23 protein-coding genes are annotated in these 23,394 nt (G+C 67.7%); 10 read left to right on the top strand and 13 right to left on the bottom strand.

The features are described 5' to 3' along the window. Positions 1–8: 8 nt before the first annotated feature. The 8 genes from ASC70_RS14680 to ASC70_RS14645 are packed head-to-tail and all read right to left on the bottom strand — an operon-like array spanning position 9 to position 6,821. Positions 9–368, bottom strand: a complete 360-nt coding sequence (locus tag ASC70_RS14680) for an SUF system Fe-S cluster assembly protein (RefSeq protein WP_047405751.1) — start codon at positions 366–368, stop codon at positions 9–11. Between the two features lie 7 nt (positions 369–375). Further along, on the bottom strand, positions 376–1,602 hold the full coding sequence (locus tag ASC70_RS14675) for an aminotransferase class V-fold PLP-dependent enzyme (RefSeq protein WP_056051280.1): 1,227 nt from the start codon (positions 1,600–1,602) through the stop codon (positions 376–378). After that, on the bottom strand, positions 1,602–2,630 hold the full coding sequence (sufD, locus tag ASC70_RS14670) for a Fe-S cluster assembly protein SufD (RefSeq protein ID WP_056051277.1): 1,029 nt from the start codon (positions 2,628–2,630) through the stop codon (positions 1,602–1,604). The genes ASC70_RS14675 and sufD overlap by 1 nt, the downstream gene beginning before the upstream one ends. Further along, positions 2,630–3,376, bottom strand: coding sequence for a Fe-S cluster assembly ATPase SufC (sufC, locus tag ASC70_RS14665; RefSeq protein ID WP_056051275.1), 747 nt, complete (start codon positions 3,374–3,376; stop codon positions 2,630–2,632). Before sufC ends, sufD begins: the two co-directional genes overlap by 1 nt. After that, a complete protein-coding gene (locus tag ASC70_RS14660; protein WP_056051273.1) occupies positions 3,369–3,758 on the bottom strand; it encodes a hypothetical protein in 390 nt (129 codons plus the stop codon). The genes sufC and ASC70_RS14660 overlap by 8 nt, the downstream gene beginning before the upstream one ends. Next, positions 3,755–5,224: a Fe-S cluster assembly protein SufB gene (sufB, locus tag ASC70_RS14655; protein WP_047405759.1), complete on the bottom strand. Its 1,470-nt coding sequence runs from the start codon at positions 5,222–5,224 to the stop codon at positions 3,755–3,757. The genes ASC70_RS14660 and sufB overlap by 4 nt, the downstream gene beginning before the upstream one ends. Beyond that, positions 5,224–6,363, bottom strand: coding sequence for a cysteine desulfurase family protein (locus ASC70_RS14650; protein WP_056051271.1), 1,140 nt, complete (start codon positions 6,361–6,363; stop codon positions 5,224–5,226). The genes sufB and ASC70_RS14650 overlap by 1 nt, the downstream gene beginning before the upstream one ends. Next, a complete protein-coding gene (locus ASC70_RS14645) occupies positions 6,360–6,821 on the bottom strand; it encodes an Rrf2 family transcriptional regulator (RefSeq protein ID WP_047405763.1) in 462 nt (153 codons plus the stop codon). The genes ASC70_RS14650 and ASC70_RS14645 overlap by 4 nt, the downstream gene beginning before the upstream one ends. A 181-nt stretch (positions 6,822–7,002) precedes the next feature. Between ASC70_RS14645 and ASC70_RS14640 the strand changes: the two genes are divergently transcribed. After that, positions 7,003–7,653: an alpha/beta hydrolase gene (locus ASC70_RS14640; protein WP_047405765.1), complete on the top strand. Its 651-nt coding sequence runs from the start codon at positions 7,003–7,005 to the stop codon at positions 7,651–7,653. Between the two features lie 92 nt (positions 7,654–7,745). Then, the gene (locus ASC70_RS14635; RefSeq protein ID WP_056052767.1) at positions 7,746–9,026 is read left to right on the top strand and encodes an NAD(P)/FAD-dependent oxidoreductase; all 1,281 of its coding nucleotides are present in this window, start codon (positions 7,746–7,748) and stop codon (positions 9,024–9,026) included. Positions 9,027–9,146: 120 nt separating this feature from the next. Here ASC70_RS14635 and ASC70_RS14630 read toward each other — a convergent pair whose 3' ends face one another. Next, the gene (locus tag ASC70_RS14630; protein ID WP_056051269.1) at positions 9,147–10,250 is read right to left on the bottom strand and encodes an anhydro-N-acetylmuramic acid kinase; all 1,104 of its coding nucleotides are present in this window, start codon (positions 10,248–10,250) and stop codon (positions 9,147–9,149) included. 42 nt (positions 10,251–10,292) lie between these two features. On the opposite strand from ASC70_RS14630, the gene ASC70_RS25030 reads away from it, so the two are divergent. The 5 genes from ASC70_RS25030 to ASC70_RS14610 all read left to right on the top strand — a co-directional run bounded on the left by ASC70_RS25030 (position 10,293) and on the right by ASC70_RS14610 (position 14,241). Further along, positions 10,293–10,343, top strand: coding sequence for a hypothetical protein (locus tag ASC70_RS25030; RefSeq protein ID WP_156136759.1), 51 nt, complete (start codon positions 10,293–10,295; stop codon positions 10,341–10,343). Between the two features lie 97 nt (positions 10,344–10,440). Then, positions 10,441–11,766, top strand: a complete 1,326-nt coding sequence (tyrS, locus tag ASC70_RS14625; RefSeq protein WP_162247225.1) for a tyrosine--tRNA ligase — start codon at positions 10,441–10,443, stop codon at positions 11,764–11,766. Between the two features lie 144 nt (positions 11,767–11,910). After that, entirely contained in the window at positions 11,911–12,372 is a 462-nt protein-coding gene (locus ASC70_RS14620) for a peroxiredoxin (RefSeq protein WP_056052765.1), read from the top strand. A gap of 251 nt (positions 12,373–12,623) precedes the next feature. After that, positions 12,624–13,775: a peptidoglycan DD-metalloendopeptidase family protein gene (locus ASC70_RS14615; RefSeq protein ID WP_056051266.1), complete on the top strand. Its 1,152-nt coding sequence runs from the start codon at positions 12,624–12,626 to the stop codon at positions 13,773–13,775. Next, positions 13,756–14,241 (top strand): polymer-forming cytoskeletal protein, encoded by a 486-nt coding sequence (locus ASC70_RS14610; RefSeq protein WP_056051264.1) that lies wholly within the window; start codon positions 13,756–13,758, stop codon positions 14,239–14,241. Before ASC70_RS14615 ends, ASC70_RS14610 begins: the two co-directional genes overlap by 20 nt. A gap of 61 nt (positions 14,242–14,302) precedes the next feature. Here the strand turns inward: ASC70_RS14610 and ASC70_RS14605 are convergent, their stop codons facing one another. Further along, positions 14,303–14,671 carry a VOC family protein gene (locus tag ASC70_RS14605; RefSeq protein WP_082009142.1) on the bottom strand — a complete coding sequence of 123 codons (369 nt, stop codon included), beginning with the start codon at positions 14,669–14,671 and terminating at the stop codon, positions 14,303–14,305. Positions 14,672–14,761: 90 nt separating this feature from the next. Here ASC70_RS14605 and ASC70_RS14600 point away from each other — a divergent pair, with 90 nt between their 5' ends. Beyond that, the gene (locus tag ASC70_RS14600) at positions 14,762–15,061 is read left to right on the top strand and encodes a helix-turn-helix domain-containing protein (protein WP_235519397.1); all 300 of its coding nucleotides are present in this window, start codon (positions 14,762–14,764) and stop codon (positions 15,059–15,061) included. A gap of 4 nt (positions 15,062–15,065) precedes the next feature. Here ASC70_RS14600 and prfB read toward each other — a convergent pair. From prfB to ASC70_RS14585, 3 genes are all read right to left on the bottom strand, one after another. Beyond that, positions 15,066–16,179 (bottom strand): peptide chain release factor 2 gene (prfB, locus tag ASC70_RS14595; RefSeq protein ID WP_156136739.1). Its coding sequence is split into 2 segments (ribosomal slippage): positions 15,066–16,109 and positions 16,111–16,179, totalling 1,113 coding nucleotides; the frame shifts between segments, so codons are not numbered across the junction. A gap of 67 nt (positions 16,180–16,246) precedes the next feature. After that, entirely contained in the window at positions 16,247–18,613 is a 2,367-nt protein-coding gene (locus tag ASC70_RS14590; protein ID WP_056051259.1) for a penicillin-binding protein 1A, read from the bottom strand. Positions 18,614–18,783: 170 nt separating this feature from the next. Further along, entirely contained in the window at positions 18,784–19,986 is a 1,203-nt protein-coding gene (locus ASC70_RS14585) for an N-acetylmuramoyl-L-alanine amidase (protein WP_056051256.1), read from the bottom strand. Between the two features lie 402 nt (positions 19,987–20,388). On the opposite strand from ASC70_RS14585, the gene ASC70_RS24525 reads away from it, so the two are divergent. Both ASC70_RS24525 and ASC70_RS14580 read left to right on the top strand, forming a co-directional pair. Continuing rightward, the gene (locus ASC70_RS24525) at positions 20,389–20,607 is read left to right on the top strand and encodes a hypothetical protein (protein WP_082009144.1); all 219 of its coding nucleotides are present in this window, start codon (positions 20,389–20,391) and stop codon (positions 20,605–20,607) included. After that, positions 20,531–23,245 carry a ribonuclease E/G gene (locus ASC70_RS14580; RefSeq protein WP_056051254.1) on the top strand — a complete coding sequence of 905 codons (2,715 nt, stop codon included), beginning with the start codon at positions 20,531–20,533 and terminating at the stop codon, positions 23,243–23,245. The genes ASC70_RS24525 and ASC70_RS14580 overlap by 77 nt, the downstream gene beginning before the upstream one ends. Positions 23,246–23,394 lie beyond the last annotated feature (149 nt).

Raw genomic sequence — 23,394 nt, 5'->3', positions numbered from 1 at the left:
CGAACCGATCAGAACATGTTCAGTTGCAACTTGGCCTCGTCGCTCATGCGCGAGGCGTCCCACGGCGGCTCGAACACCAGGTCGACCGTGCAGGACTTCAGCTCCGGGATCTCCATGACCGCGTCGCGGACCCAGCCCGGCATTTCCCCGGCCACCGGGCAGCCGGGAGCGGTCAGGGTCATGTCGATGGCCACGTCCTTGTCGTCGCTGACGTCGACCTTGTAGATCAGGCCCAGCTCGTAGATGTCGACCGGGATTTCCGGGTCGTAGACGGTCTTCAGCTTCTCGATCAGCTGGTCCGTCAGCCGATTCAGCTCGTCCTTCGAAAGGGCGGTGACAGGCTCGGGAGAGGCGGCGGCGTCGGTCATGGGCGGCTCAACTGAAGAAACTGCGGGCCTTGGCCAGCGCGTCGACGAAAGCGTCGGCCTCGGCCTCGGTATTATATAGGGCGAATGAAGCCCGCGCGCTCGACGTAACGCCGAAACGGCGCATCAAGGGCTCGGCGCAATGGGTGCCGGCGCGGACGGCGACGCCGTAGCGGTCCAACACCTGGGCGATGTCGTGGGCGTGAGCGCCTTCGACCGTGAACGACAGCACCGCGCCCTTGCCGGGCGCCTCGCCCAGGATCCGCACGCCGTTGACGCCGCGCAGCTGCTCGGCGACGCGGCTGTAGAGGGCGTGCTCGTGGGCGAAGATGGCGTCGCGATCCAGGCCGTTCAGCCACTCGATCGCCGCGCCCAGGCCGACGGCCTCCAGGATCGCGGGGGTGCCGGCTTCGAAACGGTGCGGTGGGTCGGCATAGGTGATCTTGTCGAGGGAAACCGAACCGATCATCTCGCCGCCGCCCTGATACGGCGGCAGCGCGGCCAGACGTTCGGCCTTGCCGTACAGCACGCCGATTCCGGTCGGGCCGTACAGCTTGTGGCCGGAGAAGACGTAGAAATCGACGTCCAGCGCCTTCACGTCGACCCGGGTGTGGACCACGCCTTGGCAGCCGTCCAGCAGCACCGGCGCGCCGGCGGCATGGGCCAGCCGAACGATCTCGGCCACATCGTTGACCGTGCCCAGCACGTTCGACATGTGGGTGACGGCGACCATCTTGGTCTTCTCGGACAGCAGGCCCTTGAAGGCCTCCATATCCAGGCGGCCGTCGTCCAGCACCGGGATGAACTTCAGGACCACGCCCTTGCGCTCGCGCAGGAAGTGCCACGGCACGATGTTGGCGTGGTGCTCCATCTCGGAGAGCAGGATCTCGTCGCCGGCGTTCAGCGACAGGCCGAACGAGGCCGCGACCAGGTTCACCGCTTCGGTGGCGCTCTTGGTCCAGACCACCTCGGTCGGCTCGGCGTTGATGAAGCGCGCGACGCTTTCACGGGCCTTTTCATAGGCTTCCGTCGTTTCGTTGGCGAGCGTGTGCAGGCCGCGATGGACGTTGGCGTACGAGGTCCGGGCCAGGTCGGTCATGGCGTCCAGCACCACGTTCGGCTTCTGGGCGCTGGCGGCGCTGTCCAGATAAACGAGCGGCTTGCCGTGCACGGTCCGTTGCAGGATCGGGAACTGCTCGCGGATCGCGGCGACGTCGAAGGGGGCGTCAAAAGCCATCAGGTAGGGCTCCCCAGCTTGCGGGCCACCCAGGCGGCGGCGATGGCGCGGGCGCCCTCGTGCTCGATGCGCTCGACCACCTCGCCGACGAAGGCGACGGTCAGCATGGCCTTGGCCTCGGCTTCCGGGATGCCGCGCTGGCGGGCGTAGAAGATCGCTTCGTCGTCCAGGGCGCCGATCGTGTTGCCGTGGGCGCAGGAGACGTCGTCGGCGAAGATCAAGAGCTCGGGCTTGGCGTCGACCTCGGCCTTGTCCGACAGGATCAGGGCGTGGTGGCCCATGCGCGCGTCGGTCTGGTCGGCGCCTTGAGCCACGACGATGCGGCCCTGGAAGACGCCGCGCGCCTGGTCGGCAGCCACGCCCTTGGTCAGTTGGCTGGTGACGCCATCGACGCCCGCGTGGGTGACCACGGTCGTCTGGTCGGCGTGGCGCTGGCCACCCAGGATATAAACACCGTCGAGCCGCACCTGCGCGTGGGCGCCGGGATGATTGACACGGGTCTCGATTCGCTGGCGACGCGCGCCGGAGGTCAAGACAGTCTGGGCGTAGGTCGCGCCGGGGGCCAGGTCGATCTCGGCGGTGACGACATTGATCGCCTCGGCGTCGTCCTCGACCAGGATGATGCGTTCCAGCGAAGCGCCCTCACCCACCGCGATATCCAGCGTGACGTTCGAGACGTAACCGCCAGCGCGGCCTTCGTGGCTTTCCAGCAGGACCAGGGTCTCGCCCGGCTTGACGACCAGGGCATGGCTAGCGGCTTGCGAGGTCTTGTCCGCCAAGGCGACGAAGCGCAGGGCGACGACGCCTTTGGACACATCGGCGCCGGCGACGCGGCGACCGTTGACGAACACCGTCCCGGCGTCGGTCAGTTCGACGAAGGGGCCGGCGGGGATGTCGCCGTCATGCGCCGGCGCGGGCGGCGGCAAGATCCGCAGCAGGCCGCGCAGGTCGGTCCAGCGCCAGTCCTCGTCGCGTCGCGAAGGCAGCGCGGTCAGGTCGCCGGTCTTGAGGGCGGAGGCGAGGCTCATCAGGCGGCGGCCACGTATTTGTCGTAGCCCTCGGCTTCCAGCTGCAGGGCCAGTTCCGGGCCGCCCGAAGCGACGATGCGGCCGGCGGCCAGCACGTGGACCTTGTCGGGTTTGATGTAGTCCAGCAGGCGCTGGTAGTGGGTGATGACCAGCATGCCGCGCTCAGGCGAGCGCAGGGCGTTGACGCCTTCCGAGACGATCTTCAGGGCGTCGATGTCGAGGCCGCTGTCCGTCTCGTCCAGGATCAGAAACTTGGGCGACAGCATGGACATCTGGAAGATCTCCATCCGCTTCTTCTCGCCGCCCGAGAAGCCGACGTTCAGGCCGCGCTTGAGCATCTCGAAGTCGATCTTCAGCGCGGCGGCCTTCTCCTTGGCCAGCTTCAGGAAGGCCGGGGCGGCGACCTCGTCCTCGCCGCGCGCGCGGCGCTGGGCGTTGAGGGCGGTGCGGATGAAGGTCAGGGCGGGCACGCCGGGGATCTCCAGCGGATACTGGAACGACAGGAACAGGCCCTTGGCCGCCCGCTCGTTAGGCTCCAGCGCCAGCAGGTCGTCGCCGTTCAGGCTGGCCGAGCCTTCGGTGACCTCATAGCCGCCACGGCCGCTCAGCACGTAGGACAGGGTCGACTTGCCGGCCCCGTTCGGGCCCATGATCGCGTGGACCTCACCGGCCGGCACGTCCAGCGTGACGCCCTTCAGGATCGGCTTGTCCTCGACGCGGGCATGAAGGTTCTGGATCTTAAGCATGGGTCTCGTTGAGTTTTCTGTATTCCGCGTCGTGGCCCGCGAAGGTTCCGGCGACGGCGATCTGGCCTTGGATGGCGGCGTTTAACAGCGAAAGATCCTCAGGCGGGATCCAGTATTCCTCGTGGCCGGGCGTGCCGGCCACCTTGTCGCGATAGGCGTTCAGGAAGTCCGCCGAGACCTCGAACCGCACGATGTAGCCGCGGCGGTAGGTGCTGTGCACCGAGTTCCAGTCGCGCGCCATCTGCGCCGCATAGGCCTCGTCCACGACGGGACGAAAGATCGGCTGCTCGGGATCGTGCGGCGGCAGCTCGGTCCAGCCCGACGCCTTGATCGCCTGCAGTTCCTCCATGCCGACCGGCTGATAGAGGGCGACGCTCGTCATCCCACCGAGCCTTCCAGACTGATCGCCACCAGCTTCTGGGCCTCGACCGCGAACTCCATCGGCAGCTGCTGCAGCACGTCCTTGACGAAGCCATTGACCAGCAGGGCCACGGCCTCTTCCTGGCTCAGGCCGCGCTGCTGGCAATAGAACAGCTGGTCGTCCGACAAGCGCGTGGTGGTGGCCTCATGCTCGAACACGCTGTGGCCATTGCGGGCCTCGATGTACGGGACGGTATGGGCCGCGCAGGTCTTGCCGATCAGCAAGGAGTCGCACTGGGTGAAGTTGCGCGCGCCCTTGGCCTTGGGGTGCGCCGAGACCAGGCCGCGATAGGTGCTGGTCGACTTGCCGGCGCTGATGCCTTTGGCGACGATCCGCGAGCGGGTGTTGGCGCCCAGATGGATCATCTTGGTGCCGGTGTCGGCCTGCTGATGGCCGTTGGTCACCGCGATCGAATAGAACTCGCCTGACGAGCCCTCGCCGCGCAGCACGCACGACGGATATTTCCAGGTGATGGCCGAGCCAGTCTCGACCTGGGTCCACGACACCTTGGAACGGTCGCCGCGGCAGTCGGCGCGCTTGGTCACGAAGTTGTAGATGCCGCCCTTGCCGGTCTCCGGATCGCCCGGGTACCAGTTCTGGACGGTCGAATATTTGATCTCGGCGTCGTCCAGCAGGACGAGCTCGACCACCGCCGCGTGCAGCTGGTTCTCGTCGCGCATCGGGGCCGTGCAGCCCTCCAGATACGAGCAGTAGGCGCCCTTGTCGGCAATGATCAGAGTGCGCTCGAACTGGCCGGAATCCTTGGCGTTGATCCGGAAATAGGTCGACAGCTCCATCGGGCAGCGCACGCCCGGCGGGATGTAGACGAACGAGCCGTCCGAGAAGACCGCGCTGTTGAGACAGGCGAAATAGTTGTCCGAGGTCGGCACGACGCTGCCCAGATACTGGCGCACCAGCTCCGGATGCTCGCGGACCGCCTCGCTCATCGAGCAGAAGATGACGCCGACGGCAGCCAGCTCCTTCTTAAAGGTGGTCACGACCGAAACGCTGTCGAACACCGCGTCCACGGCGTAGCGCGGAGCCCCCTCGACGCCGGCCAGGACTTCCTGTTCCTTCAGGGGAATGCCCAGCTTGGCGTAGACGGCCAGCAGCTCCGGATCGACCTCGTCCAGGCTCTTGGGGCCTTCCTTGGTCGAAGGCGCGGCGTAGTAGTAGCTGTCCTGGTAGTCGATCTTGGGGAAGTTCACCTTCGCCCAGGTCGGCTCTTCCAGCTCGAGCCAGCGGCGATAGGCGTCCAGCCGCCAGTCCAGCATCCACTGCGGCTCGCCCTTCTTGGCCGAGATGAAGCGGACGATGTCCTCGGACAGCCCTTTCGGCGCGAACTCCTGCTCGATCTCGGTCGTGAAGCCGTGCTCGTATTTCTCGAGCGCGGCGACGGTTTCGACAGTTTCCTTGACCGCGGCCACTACGCCACCTCCCGGCGCCGAGCGCCGATACGCTTCCAGGCGGCGAGCCAGGCGTCGCCGCATTTGATCCAGTCGTCTTCCGAACTCGCCCAGCCGCCACTCACACGGAGCGCGAACGGGGCGAGGTCTGACCGGCCCATGGCTTCCACCACGCGGCTGGCCTTGACCTTGCCCGACGAGCAGGCGCTGCCGGCGCTGACCATGACTCCGGCCAGGTCCATGGTCATGACCTGGACCTCGGAGCCGAAGCCCTCGCCCGCGAAGCATAGGGTCTGGGGTAAACGCGCCGCGCCCTCCCCGAGCACCACCGCGCCTTGCGCCTTGACCCGTTCGGCCAGGGCGTCGCGCCAATGGGACTGTTCGGCCATCGAGGCAAGGCTTTCTCGCGCCGCGCGGGCGGCCGCGCCGAAGCCGGCGATGCCCGCCACGTTTTCAGTGCCGGCCCGGCGACCGCGCTCCTGGCCGCCGCCGTGTTGGCGCCGAACCACGGTGGCGCGGGTTCCGGCGACCAGAGCACCGACGCCCTGCGGCCCGCCCAGCTTGTGAGCCGACAAGGCCATGGTGTCGGCGCCGAGGGCCGAGAAATCGACCGCGATCTTGCCGGCCCCCTGGACCGCGTCGACGTGCAGCCAGCCGCCGGCGGCGCGAACCAGGCCCGAGGCTTCCGCCACCGGCTGGATCACGCCCGTCTCGTTGTTGGCCAGCATCAGGCAGACCAGGGTCTTGCCGGGCGTTTCAAGGACTTGAGCCAGCCGCTCAAGGTCCGCGACGCCATCGCCGTCGACCGACAGGATCTCGACGGGCAAGCCGGAGGCCTTGGCGGTCTCGACCACCGCGTCATGTTCGATAGCGCTGACGATGATGCGCTGGGCGCCGGCGGCCTTGGCGCTCTCGATGGCCAGGGCGTTGGCTTCGGTGCCGCCGCTGACAAGGGTCACTGAGCCAGCGGGCACGCCGACAAAGGCGCCGACCTCGGCGCGGGCGCGCTCGACGACGTCCCGCGCGGCGCGACCGGCGGCGTGGACCGACGAGGGATTGGCCGGGCTCTCCAGAGCGCGCAGCAGTGCTTCCCTCGCCTCCGGCCGAAGCGGGGCCGTGGCGTTGTAGTCGAGATAGACCGATGTGCGATTGATGCTCACTCGGCCGCGATCTCCAGCGGACGGGCGGGACGCAACTCGCCCTTCAGCACGTCTGCGACCGAGACCGAGGCCAGGTAGCCGTGGATCTGGCGGCCCATCTCTTCCCACAGGCCGTGGGTCATGCAGCGCTCGCCCCCGGCCATGCAGCCCCTGGGCTGGCCCTTGGTGAAGCCGCAGCGCGTGGCGCGCAGCGGCTCGTCGACCGCCAGCACAATGTCGGAGATGAAGGTTTCGGTCGATGCCTTGGCCAAGCGATAGCCGCCACCGGGTCCTCGGGCGCTGATCACCAGGCCCTTGCGGCGCAGACGCGCGAACAGCTGTTCCAGATAGGACAGCGAAATCTGTTGGCGGCCGGCGATCTCGGCCAGGGCCACGGCGCGGCCCTCGCTTTCGTCCTGGCGCTTGGCCAGGTCGGTCATCGCCATGACCGCGTATCGTCCCTTGGTGCTCAGGCGCATCGCCTTACCCCTTGCAGATTCCGCGCGCATCGGCTTTTGCGTGTGCTACAAGCCGCGACTTCGCGCGCGGGCCCTCCAGCCCGCGAACTGGTTGCGATCTAGGAAGACCAAGCGCAGTAGTCAAGTATTCGGCGACCCAAATCGTCGGATGGCGGGCCGCTGGCGAGCTCAAGGGAACGACATGCCTGATGTGATTTTGACCGGCGCGTCCGGGCGGATCGAAGGTCGCTATTCTCCGGGCAAGACCGAGACGGCGCCGATCGCGCTGATCCTGCATCCCCACCCGAAAGCCGGCGGTCACATGAACCACCCGGTGGCGGTGCAGCTGTATCACCTGTTCATGAAGCGCGGTTTCGCCACCTTGCGCTTCAACTTCCGCGGCGTGGGCCGCAGCCAGGGCGAGTTCGACGCCGGCATCGGCGAGCTGGCCGACGCGGCCACCGCCCTGGACTGGCTGCAGACGTCCAACCCGGCCGCCAGCCAGACCTGGGTCGCCGGCTTCGACTTCGGCGCCTATATCGGCATGCAGCTCTTGATGCGCCGTCCGGAAACGGACGGCTTCATCTCGGTGTCGCCGCCGACCAACATGTATGACTTCAGCTTCCTGGCCCCCTGCCCGGCCTCGGGCCTGTTCCTGACCGGTTCGGCCGACACCATCACCCCGCCGGTCGAGGTGGAGCGCGTAGTCACCAAGCTGCGCACCCAGAAGGGCATCACGATCGACTACGAAGTCATCGACAAGGCCACCCACTTCTGGGCCGAGCACCTGCCCAGCGTCGAGAAAAGCGTCAGCGAATATCTCGACAAGCGCCTGGCGGCCGACCCGATCTAGACGTTTCAAAGGCCTCCCTCGCGGGAGGCCTTTTTCGTTGGGCCTCTCCGCACTATATTTTCATCGATTGATGAATAATGATGGAGACGGTGATGCACTACGACATCGTCATCGTCGGCGGGGGCGCCGGCGGGCTGGAACTGGCGTCGCGACTGGGTCGCAAGCTTGGCGGTCGCCGTGGCAAGCGCCGCGTGCTGCTGATTGACCGCTCCAGCTTCCACATCTGGAAACCGACCCTGCACGAGGTGGCGGCCGGCACGCTGGACGTCCACCAGGAAGGCATTTCCTATCCGATCCTGGGCCGTTCGAACGGCTTCAACTTCCTGCTCGGCGAGCTCGAGACCTTTGATCCCGTCGCCAAACGCCTCACGTTGAAGGCGATCACCGGCGAGCAGGGCGAGGTTCTCGCGCCCGAGCGCGCCATCAGCTTCACCTACGGCGTGCTGGCGATCGGCAGCGGTTCGAACCTGTTCGGCACGCCGGGCGCGGAGCAGGCCCACCTGCTGGAGCGCACCGAGGACGCCGAGGCCTTCCACGCGCGACTGCTGGCGGCCTTCACCAAGGCCTCGTTCTCGGACGACAGGATCCTGCGCGTGGCTATCGTCGGCGGCGGCGCGACCGGCGTCGAGCTGTCGGCCGAGCTGATCGAGGCGCATCGCGAGCTAATGGGCAGCCTGGGCGACGAGCAGCGCTTTCGCCTGGACATCACCGTGGTCGAGGCCGCGCCGCGCATCCTGGGCGGCCTGCCCCAGAAGATCGCCGACAAAGCCACGCTCGCGCTCGAACGCAAGGGCGTGGCGGTGAAGACCGGCGCCAAGGTGCTGGCCGTCCATGCCGACCGGCTGGAGACCAGTCAAGGCGATATCCCCGCCGACCTGATCGTCTGGGCGGCGGGTATCAAGGCGGCCGACGGCAACACGGGCTATGGCCTCGAGACCAATCGCGGCAACCAGTTCGTGGTCAATGACCGCCTGGAGACCTCCGCCTCCGACGTCTGGGCCCTGGGCGACTGCGCCGCCGCGCCCTGGAAGGACGGCAAGACCATCCCCGCCCGCGCCCAGGCCGCCCACCAGCAGGCCAGCTATCTGGAAAAGGCGCTGCTGGCCCGCTTGGCCCAGCGCCGGGTCGAGGCCCCGTTCGTCTATCGCGACTTCGGTTCGCTGGTGTCGCTGGGCGACAACAAGGGCGTCGGCGCGCTGATGGGCGGGTTGGGCGGACCGAACTTCTTCATCGAAGGCCTGCTGGCCAAGTGGGCCTACATGTCGCTGCACCTGGACCACCACCGGGCGATCCTGGGCGTCGGCCGGACGGTGACCTTGGCGCTAGCGCGGCTGTTGCAGCAGCGGGTGTCGGGGCGGCTGAAGCTGCACTGAAATCTGCTCCCCTGTTGGGGGAGCTGTCGCGGAGCGACCGAGGGGGCCAATGCGGCGTAGGCCGAGCTTGCCCCCTCCGGCCCTCTGGGCCACCTCCCCCGGAGGGGGAGGAGAAATACACTACGGCTCGACGATCCTTCCGCCCGTCATCGGCGTCTTCACCCCCGTGGTTCCCGGGAAGCTGATCGGCAGTCCCCGCACCGTCCGCGCCGCCAGGTAAGCGAAGGCTTCGGCCTCGATGCTGTCGCCGCGCCAGCCGTAGTCCTCGGCGGTCTTGACCGGCACCGGCGCGCGCTCGGTCAGGGCCCGCATGATCTGCGGATTGTGCCGTCCGCCGCCGCAGACGATCAGGGCGCTGGGCCGGGCGCCCAGTTCGAACGCCTTGACCACCGCTTCCGCCGTGAACGCCACCAGGGTGGCGGCGGCGTCCTCGGCCGACAGCGGCTCGACCAGGTCGAGCGGGAAGTCGTAGCGGTCCAGCGACTTGGGGGCGGGGCCGGAGAAGTAGGAACTGTCGAGGAACCGCTCGAGAATGGCCTGATCCACGTGGCCCGCGGCGGCCAGGCGGCCGTTTTCGTCGAAGCGGCCCAGGCCGCGCTCCTGCAGCATCAGGTCGATCATGCCGTTGCCCGGGCCTGTGTCGAAGGCCAGCAGGTCGTGGTCGTCCCCGATCAGGGTGATGTTGGCGACGCCGCCGATGTTCAACGCCGCGACCGGCGCGGAGAGGCCCGAGGCTCGTGAACGGGCGGCGTGATAGATCGGGGCCAGCGGCGCGCCCTGTCCGCCGGCTTCCACGTCGGCGGTGCGGAAATCGAAGGCCACCGGTCGTCCGCTGGCCTTGGCCAGGCGTTCGGCGTCCAGCAGTTGCACCGTCCGGCCGATCCGTCCCGGCGTCGGCCGCTCGTGCAGCACCGTCTGGCCGTGGACTCCCAACAGGTCGAAGTCGCTCCAGGCCAAGCCGTGCTCGGCCAGAAAACTCTCGGCGGCGTGCAGGTGCTCGTCGGCGACGGCCTGGGCGGCCTCGGCGAAGATGTCGGGCGCGGGCTTGTCGCGCGGCCAGCCTCGGGCGACCTCGGTGGCGACCAGCAGCAGGTCGCGGGTCTCCTCGCGGAGTTTTCGTTCGCCGGCGGGACCAAAGGCCTGGATCTCTTCGCCGTCCGTTTCCAGCACCGCCATGTCGACCGCGTCGAGCGAGGTGCCGGTCATGAATCCCAGAATACGCATGAAGCGTTGACTGCCATGACGGCGAAACGGTAGCTAGGCCCCATGATCGACACGCGCATCCTGGCCCGCCCGTACTACCGCCCGCTGCCATAGCGGGAGGCCGACCAGACACGTCGCTAGCCCCCGCCTCGCCGGGGTCGCTCATTTCAAAGTCGATCATGCACTCCGGCCCCGCTCCCGGAGTCACGAAATGAAGCCCTCACAAGCTGATCTCGCCGTGCTAGACGGCCCCTCGCTTCAAACAGAGAGTCGATCCATGTCCGCCGCGTCGTCCTTCAAGTCGGAGTTCCTGCGAACCCTGGAGGCGCGCGGCTACATCCACCAGATCACCCATCCGGAGGAACTGGACGCGGCCGCCGCCGGCGGGATCGTCACCGCCTATATCGGTTTCGACGCCACCGCGCCGTCCCTGCACGTCGGGTCCTTGATCCAGATCATGATGCTGCGTCGTCTGCAGCAGGCAGGCCACAAGCCGATCGTTCTGATGGGCGGCGGCACGACCAAGGTCGGCGACCCGACCGGCAAGGACGAGAGCCGCAAGCTGCTGTCGGACGCCGACATCGCGGCCAACATTGCCGGCATCAAGCAGGTCTTCGCCAAGTTCCTGACCTTCGGCGACGGCCCGACCGACGCGATCATGGTCGACAATGACGAGTGGCTCAGCAAGTTCGGCTACGTGCAGTTCCTGCGCGACTACGGCGTGCACTTCACGGTCAACCGGATGCTGGCCTTCGACTCGGTCAAGCTGCGGCTCGAGCGCGAGCAGCCGATGACCTTCCTCGAATTCAACTACATGCTGATGCAGGCCACCGACTTCCTGGAGCTGAACCGCAAGTACGGCTGCGTGCTGCAGATGGGCGGCTCGGATCAGTGGGGCAACATCCTGAACGGCGTCGAGCTGACCCGCCGCGTCGACCAGAAGGCCGCCTTCGGCCTGACGACGCCGCTGCTGGCCACGGCCTCGGGCGCCAAGATGGGCAAGACCATGGCCGGCGCGGTGTGGCTGAACGCCGAACAGCTGTCGCCGTACGACTACTGGCAGTTCTGGCGCAACACCGAGGACGCCGACGTCGGCCGCTTCCTGAAGCTGTTCACCGACCTGCCGCTGGAGCGCATCGCCGAGCTGGAAGCCCTGGAAGGCGCCCAGATCAACGAGGCCAAGAAGGTGCTGGCGGACGAGGCCACCCGCATGGCCCACGGCGAGGACGAGGCCCGCAAGGCCCGCGACGCCGCCGAGAAGGCGTTCGAGCAGGGCGCGCTCTCGGCCGACCTGCCGACCTTCGAGGCGCCGGCGGCCGATCTGGAAGCTGGCATCGTCCTGGCGGCCCTGTTCACCGACGCCGGCCTGGCCGCCTCGCGCGGCGAGGCTCGCCGCCTGGCGCAAGGCGGCGGACTCCGGGTCAACGACCAGCCGGAGACAGACGCCAACCGGCTGATCACGTCCGCGGATCTGGTCGAGGGCGTGGTCAAGTTGGCTGCGGGCAAGAAGAAGATCGTGTTGGTGAAGCCGGTTTAGCTGGCTTCCGGTTTAGTTGGTTGACTGTCATCCCGGCCGCAGCGTAGCGGAGAGCCGGGACCGCCACGAACGCCGAGCTTTCGGCGGTCCCGGATCGCGCTTCGCGCGTCCGGGATGACAGGTTTCAAGGTGGAGAAGCGTTCGATGCTGCAACCCGGCGACAAGGCCCCCGATTTCGACCTGCCGACCGACACCGGCCGGGTCAGCCTGTCGGGCCTGAAGGGCAAGAACGTCGTGCTCTACTTCTATCCGAAGGACGACACCGCCGGCTGCACCTCCGAGGCCCTGCAGTTCTCGTCGGAAGTCGAAGAGTTCCAGAAGCTGGGCGCGGTGATCGTCGGAATCTCCAAGGACAGCGCCGCCTCGCACGCCAAGTTCCGCAAGAAGCACGACCTGACCATCGAGCTGGCCGCCGACCCGCTGGGCGACGTGGTCGAGGCCTATGGCGCCTGGGTCGAGAAGAGCATGTACGGCCGCAAGTACATGGGCATCGATCGCTCGACCTTCCTGATCGACCGCGAAGGCGTGGTCCGCGAGATCTGGCGCAAGGTCAAGGTGCCCGGCCACATCAAGGCCGTCATGAACGCCGCCAAGGCCATCAAGTAGTTCACGGCAAGTATTTTCGTCTCTCACGGGAACGGTTCGGTCGCGGTTGTGTTGTATCCGCGCCTCTACCTGTGACCTTTACGCTCCGACGACTGCCTTAACGCTTGGTCGCGAGGGTTAGGAAACGCTAAGGAATGAGACGCAAAGTTACATTTTGCGACTCGCGCTCACTTCGGGCGCGAAGAGTCTTGCGCGTTTCCGCTTTCTCGTAGCATATCGCCCAGACCTGAAACGGGGGGTTTCCTGGGACGATGGCGATCAAGCGCTTCAAGCGGCTGCGGCATTCTCTCGAGGCCCTGTTCCCCGAACGTCACATCTATATCCGCTCCGGCGGCGAGATGCGGGGCTATGTCTTCTCCACCAACAAGCAGCTGCTGGGCGCGACCGCCGTCGCCGTCACCGCGCTGTGGATGGGCGTCTGCACCGCCTCGATGATGGTCAACGCCTTGGCGGTCAGCTCGACCGACCAGCAAGTGATCAAGCAGAAGGCCTATTACGAGCGTCTCAACGCCGATCGCCAGGCCCGCCTGAACAGCGCCGTGGCCCAGCTGTCGGCCACCAACGGTTCGCTGGAAGACCTGGCCGCCTCGGTCGAGAAGCGCCACGCCGCCCTCGCCCTGCTCGTATCCGATTTCAAAGGCGTGCCCGGCGCCGCCCAGGCCCTGACCGTCGCCAAGCCGCGCCTGCTGGCCGCTAGCCCGGTCCAACGCATCCAGGCCACGCGGATGGATCAGGAGCGCCTGATCGACGCCGCCGAGAGCTTCGCCAAGAGCCGCGCCGAGCGTCTGCGCCTGGCCATGCGGATGGCCGGCCTGGACGCCGGCAACTTCACCGGCCGCGGCGCGTCGCTGGGCGGCCCGCTGATCGAGGCCAAGGATCCACGCGCCCTCGCCGCCGTCCTCGACGTCGACGAGGATTTCGCCAGCCGCATCCAGCACGCCGCCAACGACATGTCGGACATGCGCGCGCTGGGCGCGGCGGCCAAGCAGTTGCCCTTCTACCGCCCGACCACCAATCCGGCCCTGTCGTCCAGCTACGGCGTCCGCTTCGACCCGTTCACGCATCGGCCGGCGTTCCATTCGGGCCTGGACTTCCCGGGCGCCTTCTACACCCCGATCATGGCCACGGCGCCGGGCGTCGTCTCGTTCACGGGCGTGCGCTCGGGCTACGGCAACACCGTCGAGATCGACCACGGCGGCGGCTTCAAGACCCGCTATGCCCACCTCGCCACCATCGGCGCCCGCGTCGGCCAACGCGTAACCATGGGCGCGCGCATCGGCGCCATGGGCTCGACCGGCCGCTCGACCGGGCCGCACCTGCATTATGAAGTCTGGGTCAACGGTAAGGCCCAGAATCCCAATCGTTACTTGAAGGCTGGTGAGTATGTTCAGCAAGCAAGCTAAGTCGGCGTCCAATTCTCAGGGCCGCATCGAACCGCTGCCCACGTCCATGGCGATCGCCCCGGTCGAAGCCGCTCGGCGCAGCCCGCCGAAGGTGGCCAGCCTGCTGTCGGCGGACCTGACCATCGAGGGCAACCTGACCGGCGAAGGCGAGCTGCAGATCGACGGCGTGGTCAAGGGCGACGTCCGCGTCGGCCGGCTCACCGTCGGCGAGACGGGCCACATCGAGGGCTCGATCTATGCCGAGGCGGTCGAGGTGCGCGGCCGCGTGGTCGGGGCGATCACCTCCAAGCAGGTCCGTCTCTACGGCACCTCGTATATTGACGGCGACATCACCCACGAGCAGCTGGCGATGGAAACCGGCGCCTTCTTCCAGGGCCGCAGCCTGAAGTTCCAGCGCCCCGCCCCGGCCGCCCAACCGGCGCCGCAGGCCGAGCCTTTGGCCCTGGCCAAGCCCGCCGCGGGCTGAGGGTTTCGACCTTCCGGAAACACGAACGCCCCGGAGCGATCCGGGGCGTTTTTGTTAGCCCCTACCGGCTCGACAGCACGAACGTATTGCCGTCCGGATCCTTGAACTTGGCGAAGGTCCCCCACGGCTGCTTCTGCGGCGGGCCCTCGAACTCGACGCCCTTCTCGCTCAGCTTGCGATAGGCGTGCTCGACGTCGTCGCAGGCCAGCGAGCCGTTGAAGAAGCTGCCGATGCGGTCCTCGTGGCCTTCCGGGGTAAAGAGGACCAGACCGGTCTCGGCCCCGGGGATCGACAGCTCGATCCAGCGCTGGGCGCCCATCGGCTGGTCAGTGGCCACGCGCAGTCCGACCTTCTCGGTCCAGAAGGCCAGGGCCCGATCCTGGTCGCTGACCGGAATGCCGACAAACTTCAGTTGCTTGATCACGCTCATGGCCGTTCCTTCCCTTTCGCGGTCCGCGATCGACGGAGTAGCCGGCCCGCCTTGCATCAGGAAAGAGGCGCAGGCATTGCTATAGCAATGATGACGCAAAGCTATGCGATCGACCGCTACGTCCTCGACACCCTGATGGCCGACCTGGTCGGCCATGACCACAAGCCATCGTCGTTCCTGGTCTACTTGGCGATCACCGCGGCCCACGCCAACGGCCGCGCCAGCTTCAGCCACGCCGAGCTGGCCGAACGCACGGGCCAGTCGCGGCGCACCGTCCAGAACGCCGTCGAGACCCTGAAACGAAGAGGCCTGATCGAAGCCAGCCGCCAAGGCCCGACCGAGGCGGCGACCTATGTCCCGCTGACGCCGTGGAAGCGCCAGCGGGACTAGGACGTCAGGCGTCGCGCGTGGCGCCGACGCGCTGGGCCAGCGAGGCGCCCATGAAGGCGTCGAGGTCGCCGTCCAGCACGCCTTGGGTGTCGGAGGTCTCGACGTTGGTCCGCAGGTCCTTGACCATCTGATAGGGCTGCAGGACGTAGCTGCGGATCTGGTGACCCCAGCCGATGTCGGTCTTCTGGTCCTCGAGGGCCTGCTGGGCGGCTTCCCGCCTCTGCAGCTCGGCCTCGTAGAGGCGCGCGCGCAGCATCTTCCAGGCCTCTTCGCGGTTCTGGTGCTGCGAGCGGCCGGCCTGGCAGGCCACCGCGATGCCGGTCGGGATGTGCGTCAGGCGCACGGCCGAGTCGGTCTTGTTGATGTGCTGACCGCCGGCGCCGCTGGCGCGGTAGGTGTCGGTCCGCACGTCGGCCGGATTGATGTCGATCTCGATCGTGTCGTCGACCACCGGATAGACCCAGGCCGAGGCGAACGAGGTGTGGCGGCGCGCGCTGCTGTCATAGGGGCTGATGCGCACCAGCCGGTGCACCCCGGCCTCGGTCTTCAGCCAGCCATAGGCGTTCTGGCCCTTGACCAGCAGGGTCGCGGACTTGATGCCGGCCTGGTCGCCGTCGGTCTCTTCGATCAGCTCGGTCGTCATGCCATGGGCGTTGGCCCAGCGCGTGTACATCCGCAGCAGGATGCCGGCCCAGTCGCACGACTCGGTGCCGCCGGCCCCGGAGTTGATCTCGATATAGGCGTCGTTGCCATCAGCCTCGCCGGACAGCAGGGCCTCGAGCTCGGCGCGGCCGGCGCGCTCCTTGATGGCCTTCAGCTGGGCGCGGGCGTCGTTGAGGGAATCCTCGTCGGATTCCATATCGGCCAGCTCGGCGTATTCCAGCGCATCCTTGACGTCGCGCTCGATGCCTTGCACGGCCTCGACCTTGGCGGCCAAGGCGGCGCGCTCGCGCGAGACGGCCTGGGCCTCGGTCGGGCGGTCCCACAGGGTCGGGTCCTCGACCCGGGCGTTCAGCTCATCGAGCTTTCTAAGGGCGACATCCCAGTCAAAGACGCCTCCTGAGCAGTCCAATGGACTGCTCGATGTCAGCCGCGGCGGCCTCGACATCCGGTCGCATCACGTAACTCCGTGACAGTGTTGAAGGGCGCGGGAGATAGCGTGCGTTGCGCCCTAGCGCAATGACGTCAGTAGAGCCCGCTGAGCGGATCCACCTTTGGCGGCGGCGGCTTGCCCGGCTGGGCTTGCGGCTGGGGAACCGGCGGCAGGCCCGGCGGCAGCGCGTTGTACGGGATCGGCCCGGTCGGGGCGACCTCGACCCGGGGCTCGGTGCCCGGACGGAAGGCCTCGCGGTTGCCGCGCACCATGGCGAACTTGGCGGTCTTCGGCGGCTTGAAGTCGACGACCGGCTGACCCTCCAGCGCCACCTTCATGAAGTCGATGAACACCGGCACCGCATCGGTGGCTCCGGTTTCGCCTTCCCCAAGCGAGCGGTTGTCGTCGAAGCCGACGAAGACCCCGACGACCAGGTTCGGCGAATAGCCGACGAACCAGGCGCTGCGGTACTCGTTGGTCGTGCCGGTCTTGCCCGCCAGGGGGCGGCCCAGGGAGCTGACGGCGGCGGCGGTGCCGCGCTGGACCACGCCCTGCAGCATGGACGTGATCTGGTAGGCGGTGACCGGGTCCATGATCTGGTCGCCCGGCGCGGCGAAGCGCGGGCTCTCGTCGCCGTTGAAGCCGGCCTCGCAGCGAACGCAGTCGCGCTTGTCGGCCCGGAAGATGACCTTGCCCTCGCGGTCTTGGACCAGCTCGATCAGGTGCGGCTCGATCCGGCGGCCGCCGTTGACGAAGGCGGCGTAGGCGGCCGTCAGCTTGAATGGCGTGGTCTCGCCGGCGCCTAGGGCCATGGCCAGAACCGGATCCATGTCGCGAACGACGCCGGCGCGCTTGGCGAAATCGACGATCTTCTTCATGCCGACGCCCTGCGCCAGGCGCACGGTCATGGCGTTGATCGACTGCTCCAGGCCCTTGCGCAGCGGCTGAGCGCCGTAGAATTCCTTGTGGTAATTCTCGGGGCTCCAGTCCTCGCCGTTCGCGCCCTTGAAGGTGATGGCGCTGTCGACGACCACGCTGGCCGGGGTGTAGCCGTTCTCCAGGGCCGTGGCGTAGACGAACGGCTTGAACGACGAGCCGGGCTGGCGCATCGCCTGGGTGGCGCGGTTGAAGTTCGACAGCGAGTAGCTGTAGCCGCCGACCAGCGCCGTGATGCGTCCGGTATAGGGCTCCATGGCCACCAGGGCGCCGTTGACGATCGGCACCTGGCGCAGGCGGAAGCCGGCGTCCGTCTTCTCGACAAACACCAGATCGCCGGCCTTCAGGCCCTTGCCGGCCTTGGCCCAGGCCACGTCCTCGCCGACGATCTGGCCCTCGCCCTCGTTCTTCACCAGGCGCACCCGCCCGTCGTTGGAAACGACCAGGGCTGGACGCCAGGCGCCGCGCTCCGCGGGGATGGGCTTGGCCAGGGCGGTCTTCTCCCACGCCAGGTCGGTCGATTCGACGTGACCCCAGCCGCCGCGCCAGCCGTGGCGGCGGTCGTACTTCTCGAGCCCGTCCATCAGGGCCGCGCGCGCGGCGGTCTGCAGGCGCGGGTCCAGGGTCGTGCGCATGTAATAGCCGCCCTCGCTCAGGCGGGGCCCGAGGGTCGCCACGCCGCGCTGGCGGACTTCCTCGACGAAATAGTCGGCGTCGCGATAGGCGGCGCGCTTGGGCGCGGCCTGGACCACCAGGTCCTCGGCCATCGCCTTTTTGGCGTCTTCCTTGGAGACCCAGCCCTGCTCGGCCATCTGGCCCAGCACCCAGTTGCGCCGGCCCATCGCCTTGGCCTTGTTGCGGATCGGATGGTAGTTGTCCGGCCCCTTGGGCAGCGAGGCCAGGTAGGCGCACTGGGCCAAGGTCAGGTCCGGCAAGGACTTGCCGAAATAGTTATAGGCGGCCGCGCCGACCCCGAACGAGCGATAGCCCAGCCAGATCTCGTTCAGATACAGCTCGAGGATCTGCTGCTTGGTCAGCGACTGTTCCAGGCGGTGCGCCAGGATCGCTTCCTTGAACTTGCGGCCGACCGTGGCGTCGCTGGTCAGCAGGACGTTCTTGGCCACCTGCTGAGTGATGGTCGAGCCGCCCTCCAGGCGCCGGCCGCGCATGGCGTTGCCGACGTTCTTGAGCATGGCGCGCGACAGACCGCCGACGTCGACGCCGCCATGTTGGAAGAAGTTGCGGTCCTCGGCCGCCAGGAAGGCCTGGGCCAGCTGCGGCGGAATCTGGTCGTAGGGGATGAAGATCCGGCGTTCTTTGGAATACTCGCCGATCAGGGTGCCGTCCCAGGCGTAGACGCGCGTGGCGGTCGGCGGACGATAGTCCTGCAGCTCACCGGCGTCGGGCATGTCGTGGAACAGCCAGGCGGCGTAGATCGCGATCGCGAAGCCCGCGACCGCGATGGCCGAAAGCACCGTCACGCCCGCGATGGCCATCCATCGTTCGGTGGGTTTCAGATCCACGCGACCTCCGTCGGGCAGGCCCCCTCGCCTGCCGCACACCCTTCACTAGATCGCTTGTCGCCGAACCGTAAGCGGTTTTGCGGTCGCATCGCCATGGGCGAAGCGCGAACGATCGTCCTTGTGATTAGAGCGCCGCGGACAAAAGGGAAAGGCGCCGGAAACCCCGCCGATCAGGACTTACGCAGGCCCGCCGAGAAATAGGCCTCGATCGAGTCGCTGACGGCGTCGACCAGGCGGGCGCGGCTGGCCTTGGTGGTCAGGAACGCTTCGTCGTCCGGATTGGTGATGAACCCCATCTCCAGCAGCACGGCCGGAACGTCGGGGGCCAGCAGCACGATGAAGCCGGCGTCGCGGTGACTGCGGCGCAGCAGCGTGGTTTCCTCGCCGACATTGGCCAGCAGCAGCTGGGCGAAGGCGGCCGAACGGTTCTTGGTGGCGCGTTGCGACAGGTCCAGCAGGATCTGGCTGACGGCGCGGTCGCGGCCCGGCAGATTGGCCTTCATCAGCCAGTCGTCCTTCTCCAGGACGCGGCCGACGCGCTCAGTGCCTTTTTCCGACAGGGTATAGACCGAGGCGCCGCGGGTGCCGGTGTCCGGCCCTGAGTCGGCGTGCAGCGAGATGAAGAGATCCGCGTCGGCGCGGCGGGCGATCTGCACGCGCGATTCCAGCGGGATGAAGGTGTCGGTCTCGCGGGTCAGCACCACCTGGAAGCGGCCGGTGCGCTCCAGACGCGCCTTCAGCGCCTTGGCGGCGGCCAGGGTGACGTCCTTCTCGTAGACATTGGCGCCCAGCGAGCCAGGATCCTTGCCGCCGTGGCCGGCGTCGATGACGATCACCTTCTTCAGGCGCAACGGCGCGGCCTTGACTGGCGCGGTCGCCAGGGTCAGGCGCGGCGCTTCGGGTGCGCCCATCCGATTTTGGGGAGCGCCGTCCACGGCGCGAAGGTCGATGACATAGCGATAGGCGGTGGCGCCGTCGCCCGGCGGCAGCAGAAAACGGCGGCGAACCTCGGCCTTGCCGATCAAATCCAGGCGCAGGCGGGCGCCGCCCGCGGCCTCGTCGATCAGCCAACGCTTGACCAGACCCTGGCCAGCGCCCTGCAGGTCGCCGGACACGGTGACGTTGGGAAGCGCCATGACCAGTCGCTGGTCGTCCATGCCGTCGGCGATCAGCTTGCCCGCGGCGGCGCGATCCAGATCGATGACCACGCGGGTTTCGACGCGGTCGCCGCCGAAGCGGACCTTCTGCACGCCGGCGGGCGCGGCCGGACCTTGAGCGGTGGCCACGGCGACGCCGGCCGTGGTCAAGCCGCCGACGATCAGGGCCGCCCGGACCCAGCCCATGCGGGCCAAACTGATAAGAAGCTTACGCATACCCGCCCGCGGTATCCGGAACTGGTGAACCGAACGTCAATATCGCTCGGACGCGGTAGCGAAAGGGTTAAGCCGAGATCATCCGTCGAAAGCTTTTCTTTTGCGCGCCGATGTGGCTACAGTCCCGCCGCGTGCGAAGTCCGTGATCGTCACGACTCCGTGCGAGCCGCCTCCGCCTTGAAAGTGGTCCTGAACCTCTTCCGAAGCGGGAACGGCAGACTAGATAGTGTTCGAGACGCGGCCGACGGAACGGGCAAGACGCCTACCGAGACGCCGTTTCACGGGGCTCGCGTCGGGCTCAAACGCCCTCCTGGCGACGACGCGCCATCCTAGCCGCGCCATCTGGCGCGACAGGCGAAACTCCAGTCCGCGCCCAGCGTGGTAGGGAAAAACGAAACCTCAATGGGCTGCGCCGCACCCGTCCGCCATTGGCATCCGACCTCTCGCACCCGCACAGTCGGAGCGACGGACGGCGACGCGCGCGCCCTTCATTCATATCGGCGCCCGGGCCTCGCGCCCGCCGCGCGCCGTGGAGACTTCCTTAATGTCGAAGAAGATGCTGATCGACGCAGCACACGCCGAAGAGACGCGTGTGGTCGTCGTGGACGGAACTCGGGTTGAAGAATTCGATTTCGAAAGCCAGACCCGCAAACAGCTCCGTGGGAACATCTATCTCGCCAAGGTGACGCGCGTCGAACCCAGCCTCCAGGCTGCGTTCATCGAGTACGGCGGCAATCGTCACGGCTTCCTGGCGTTCAACGAAATCCACCCGGACTACTACCAGATCCCGGTCGCCGACCGTGAAGCGCTGATGCGCGATGACTCGGGCGATGACGAGGACGACACCCCGGTCTCGCGTCGCGCCTCGGGCGGCGACGACGAGGACGACGTCAACGGCGGCGGTCACGCGGTCGACGACGACGATGACGACGTCGAGGAAGAGCTGGCGCGGCGCAAGCGCCGGCTGATGCGCAAGTACAAGATCCAGGAAGTGATCCGCCGCCGGCAGATCATGCTGGTCCAGGTCGTCAAGGAAGAGCGCGGCAACAAGGGCGCGGCGCTGACCACCTACCTGTCGCTGGCCGGCCGCTACGGCGTCCTGATGCCCAACACCGCCCGCGGCGGCGGCATCAGCCGCAAGATCACGGCGGTGACCGACCGCAAGCGCCTGAAGGGCGTGGTCCAAAGCCTGGACGTGCCGCAGGGCATGGGCCTGATCGTCCGCACGGCCGGCGCCAAGCGCACCAAGGCCGAGATCAAGCGCGACTACGAGTACCTGCTGCGCTTGTGGGAAAACATCCGCGAGAACACGCTGCATTCGATCGCGCCGGCGCTGATCTACGAGGAGGAAGACCTCGTCAAGCGCGCCATCCGCGACATGTACGACAAGGACCTGGACGGCATCTGGGTCGAGGGCGACGCCGGCTACAAGGAAGCGCGCGACTTCATGCGCATGCTGATGCCGAGCCAGGCCAAGAAGGTCTTCAACTACCGCGACCCGACCCCGCTGTTCGTGAAGCACAAGATCGAGGACCATCTGGCCCAGATCTATTCGCCGGTCGTGCCGCTGCGCTCCGGCGGCTATCTGGTGATCAACCAGACCGAGGCCCTGGTCGCCATCGACGTCAACTCGGGCAAGGCCACGCGCGAGCGCAACATCGAGGCCACGGCTCTCAAGACCAATATGGAAGCCGCCGAGGAGGCCGCCCGCCAGCTGCGCCTGCGCGACCTGGCCGGCCTGATCGTCATCGACTTCATCGACATGGATGAAGGCAAGAACAACCGCGCGGTCGAGAAGGTCCTCAAGGACTCCCTCAAGGACGACCGCGCCCGCATCCAGATGGGCAAGATCTCGGGCTTCGGCCTGATGGAGATCAGCCGCCAGCGTCGCCGCACCGGCGTCCTGGAAGGCACGACCCACGTCTGCGAACACTGCGAAGGCACCGGCCGGGTCCGCTCGGTCGAGTCCAGCGCCCTGGCCGCCCTGCGCGCCGTCGAGGCCGAGGCCCTGAAGGGCAGCGGCGCGGTGATCCTGAAGGTCGCCCGCTCGGTCGGCCTCTACATCCTCAACGAAAAGCGCGCCTACCTGCAGCGCCTGCAGCAGACCCACGGCCTGCACATCACCGTGCTGGTTGATGACAGCCTGCACGCCGGCGACCAGGAGATCGAGCGCACGGAGCTGGGCGAGCGCATCGCCGTCGCCCCGCCGCCCTATGTCGAGGAGGACGACTTCGATCCGACCGCCTTCGTCGACGAGGAAGAGGACGACGAAGAGATCGACCTCGAGGACGAGGACGACATCGAGCGCGAGGACACCGACGACGACGACGCCTCGAGCCGCAAGCAGGCCCGCGAAGACGATCGCGGCGACCGCAAGGGCCGCCGCCGCCGTGATCGCGGCCGCAGCCGCGGCCGTCGCGAGGAGCCCGAGGCCGAGGCCGGGGCAGAGGTCGAAGCCGACGAGGACGAGGTCGAAGGCGACGCCGAGGACCGCGCCGAGTTCGGCGACGAGGACGAGGACGCCCGTCGTCGCCGTCGTCGCCGTGGCCGTCGTGGCGGCCGTCGTGGCGGTCGCGAGGATGGTGATCGTCCGGCCGACGCCTTCGTCTGGATCCGTCCGCGCGTCCCGTTCGGCGAGAACGTCTTCACCTGGCACGACCCGGCCGCCCTAGTCGGCGGCAACAGCGAACCGCGCCGTCCGGCGCCGGAAGCCCGCGCCGAAGCGCCCGAGGCCGCCGAACGTCCGGAACGCGTCGAGCGTCCCGAGCGTGAGGACCGCCCGGCCCGCGAACGCGGCCGCCGTGGCCGCGATCGCGGTCGTCGGGGCGATCGCGCCGAAGTCGCCGCGGTCGAAGCCGCGCCGGTCGAGGTGATGAGCCCCGAGGCCCCCGCCGAGCCGTTCGAGGCTCCGATCCTGGCCCCGCCGATCATCTCCGGTCCGCCGGCTGATGTCTGGGTCGAGCTGCCCGAAGCCGAGGAAGCGCCGAAGAAGGCCAAGCGCCCTCGCGCCCGGGGCAAGAAGGCCGCCGCGGCGGACGCTGCCGAAACGGCCGAAGCCGTCGCCGAGGTCGTGACAGAAACGGTCGCCGTCGCTCCGCCGGAACCGGAAGAAGTCCCGGTCGTCGCGGCCGCGCCCGAGCCCGTTCCAGCTCCGGAGCCCGTCGTCGCCGAAGCGGCTCCCGCCGCCCCGGCCGAGCCTGATCCGAACGAAATCACCACCCCGCCCGAAAAGCCCCGCAAGGGCTGGTGGCGCCGCTAGGCTGACGAAAAACGGCCCGCGCATCCTGATCGGTGCGCGGGCCGAATTCGTCATACGTGAAAATCGTGGGACGGTGGAACGGAAAGCCTTGTTCCCTCGGCCGCGCTATCCAAGTTACACTGGTCAGGGTTCGCGGGGGCGCGATCTGG

The organism is Caulobacter sp. Root343 (assembly GCF_001425745.1).
GTDB lineage: Bacteria > Pseudomonadota > Alphaproteobacteria > Caulobacterales > Caulobacteraceae > Caulobacter.
Note: the sequence above shows the minus strand (reverse complement) of the source record. Positions and strands in the feature narration are given on the sequence as shown.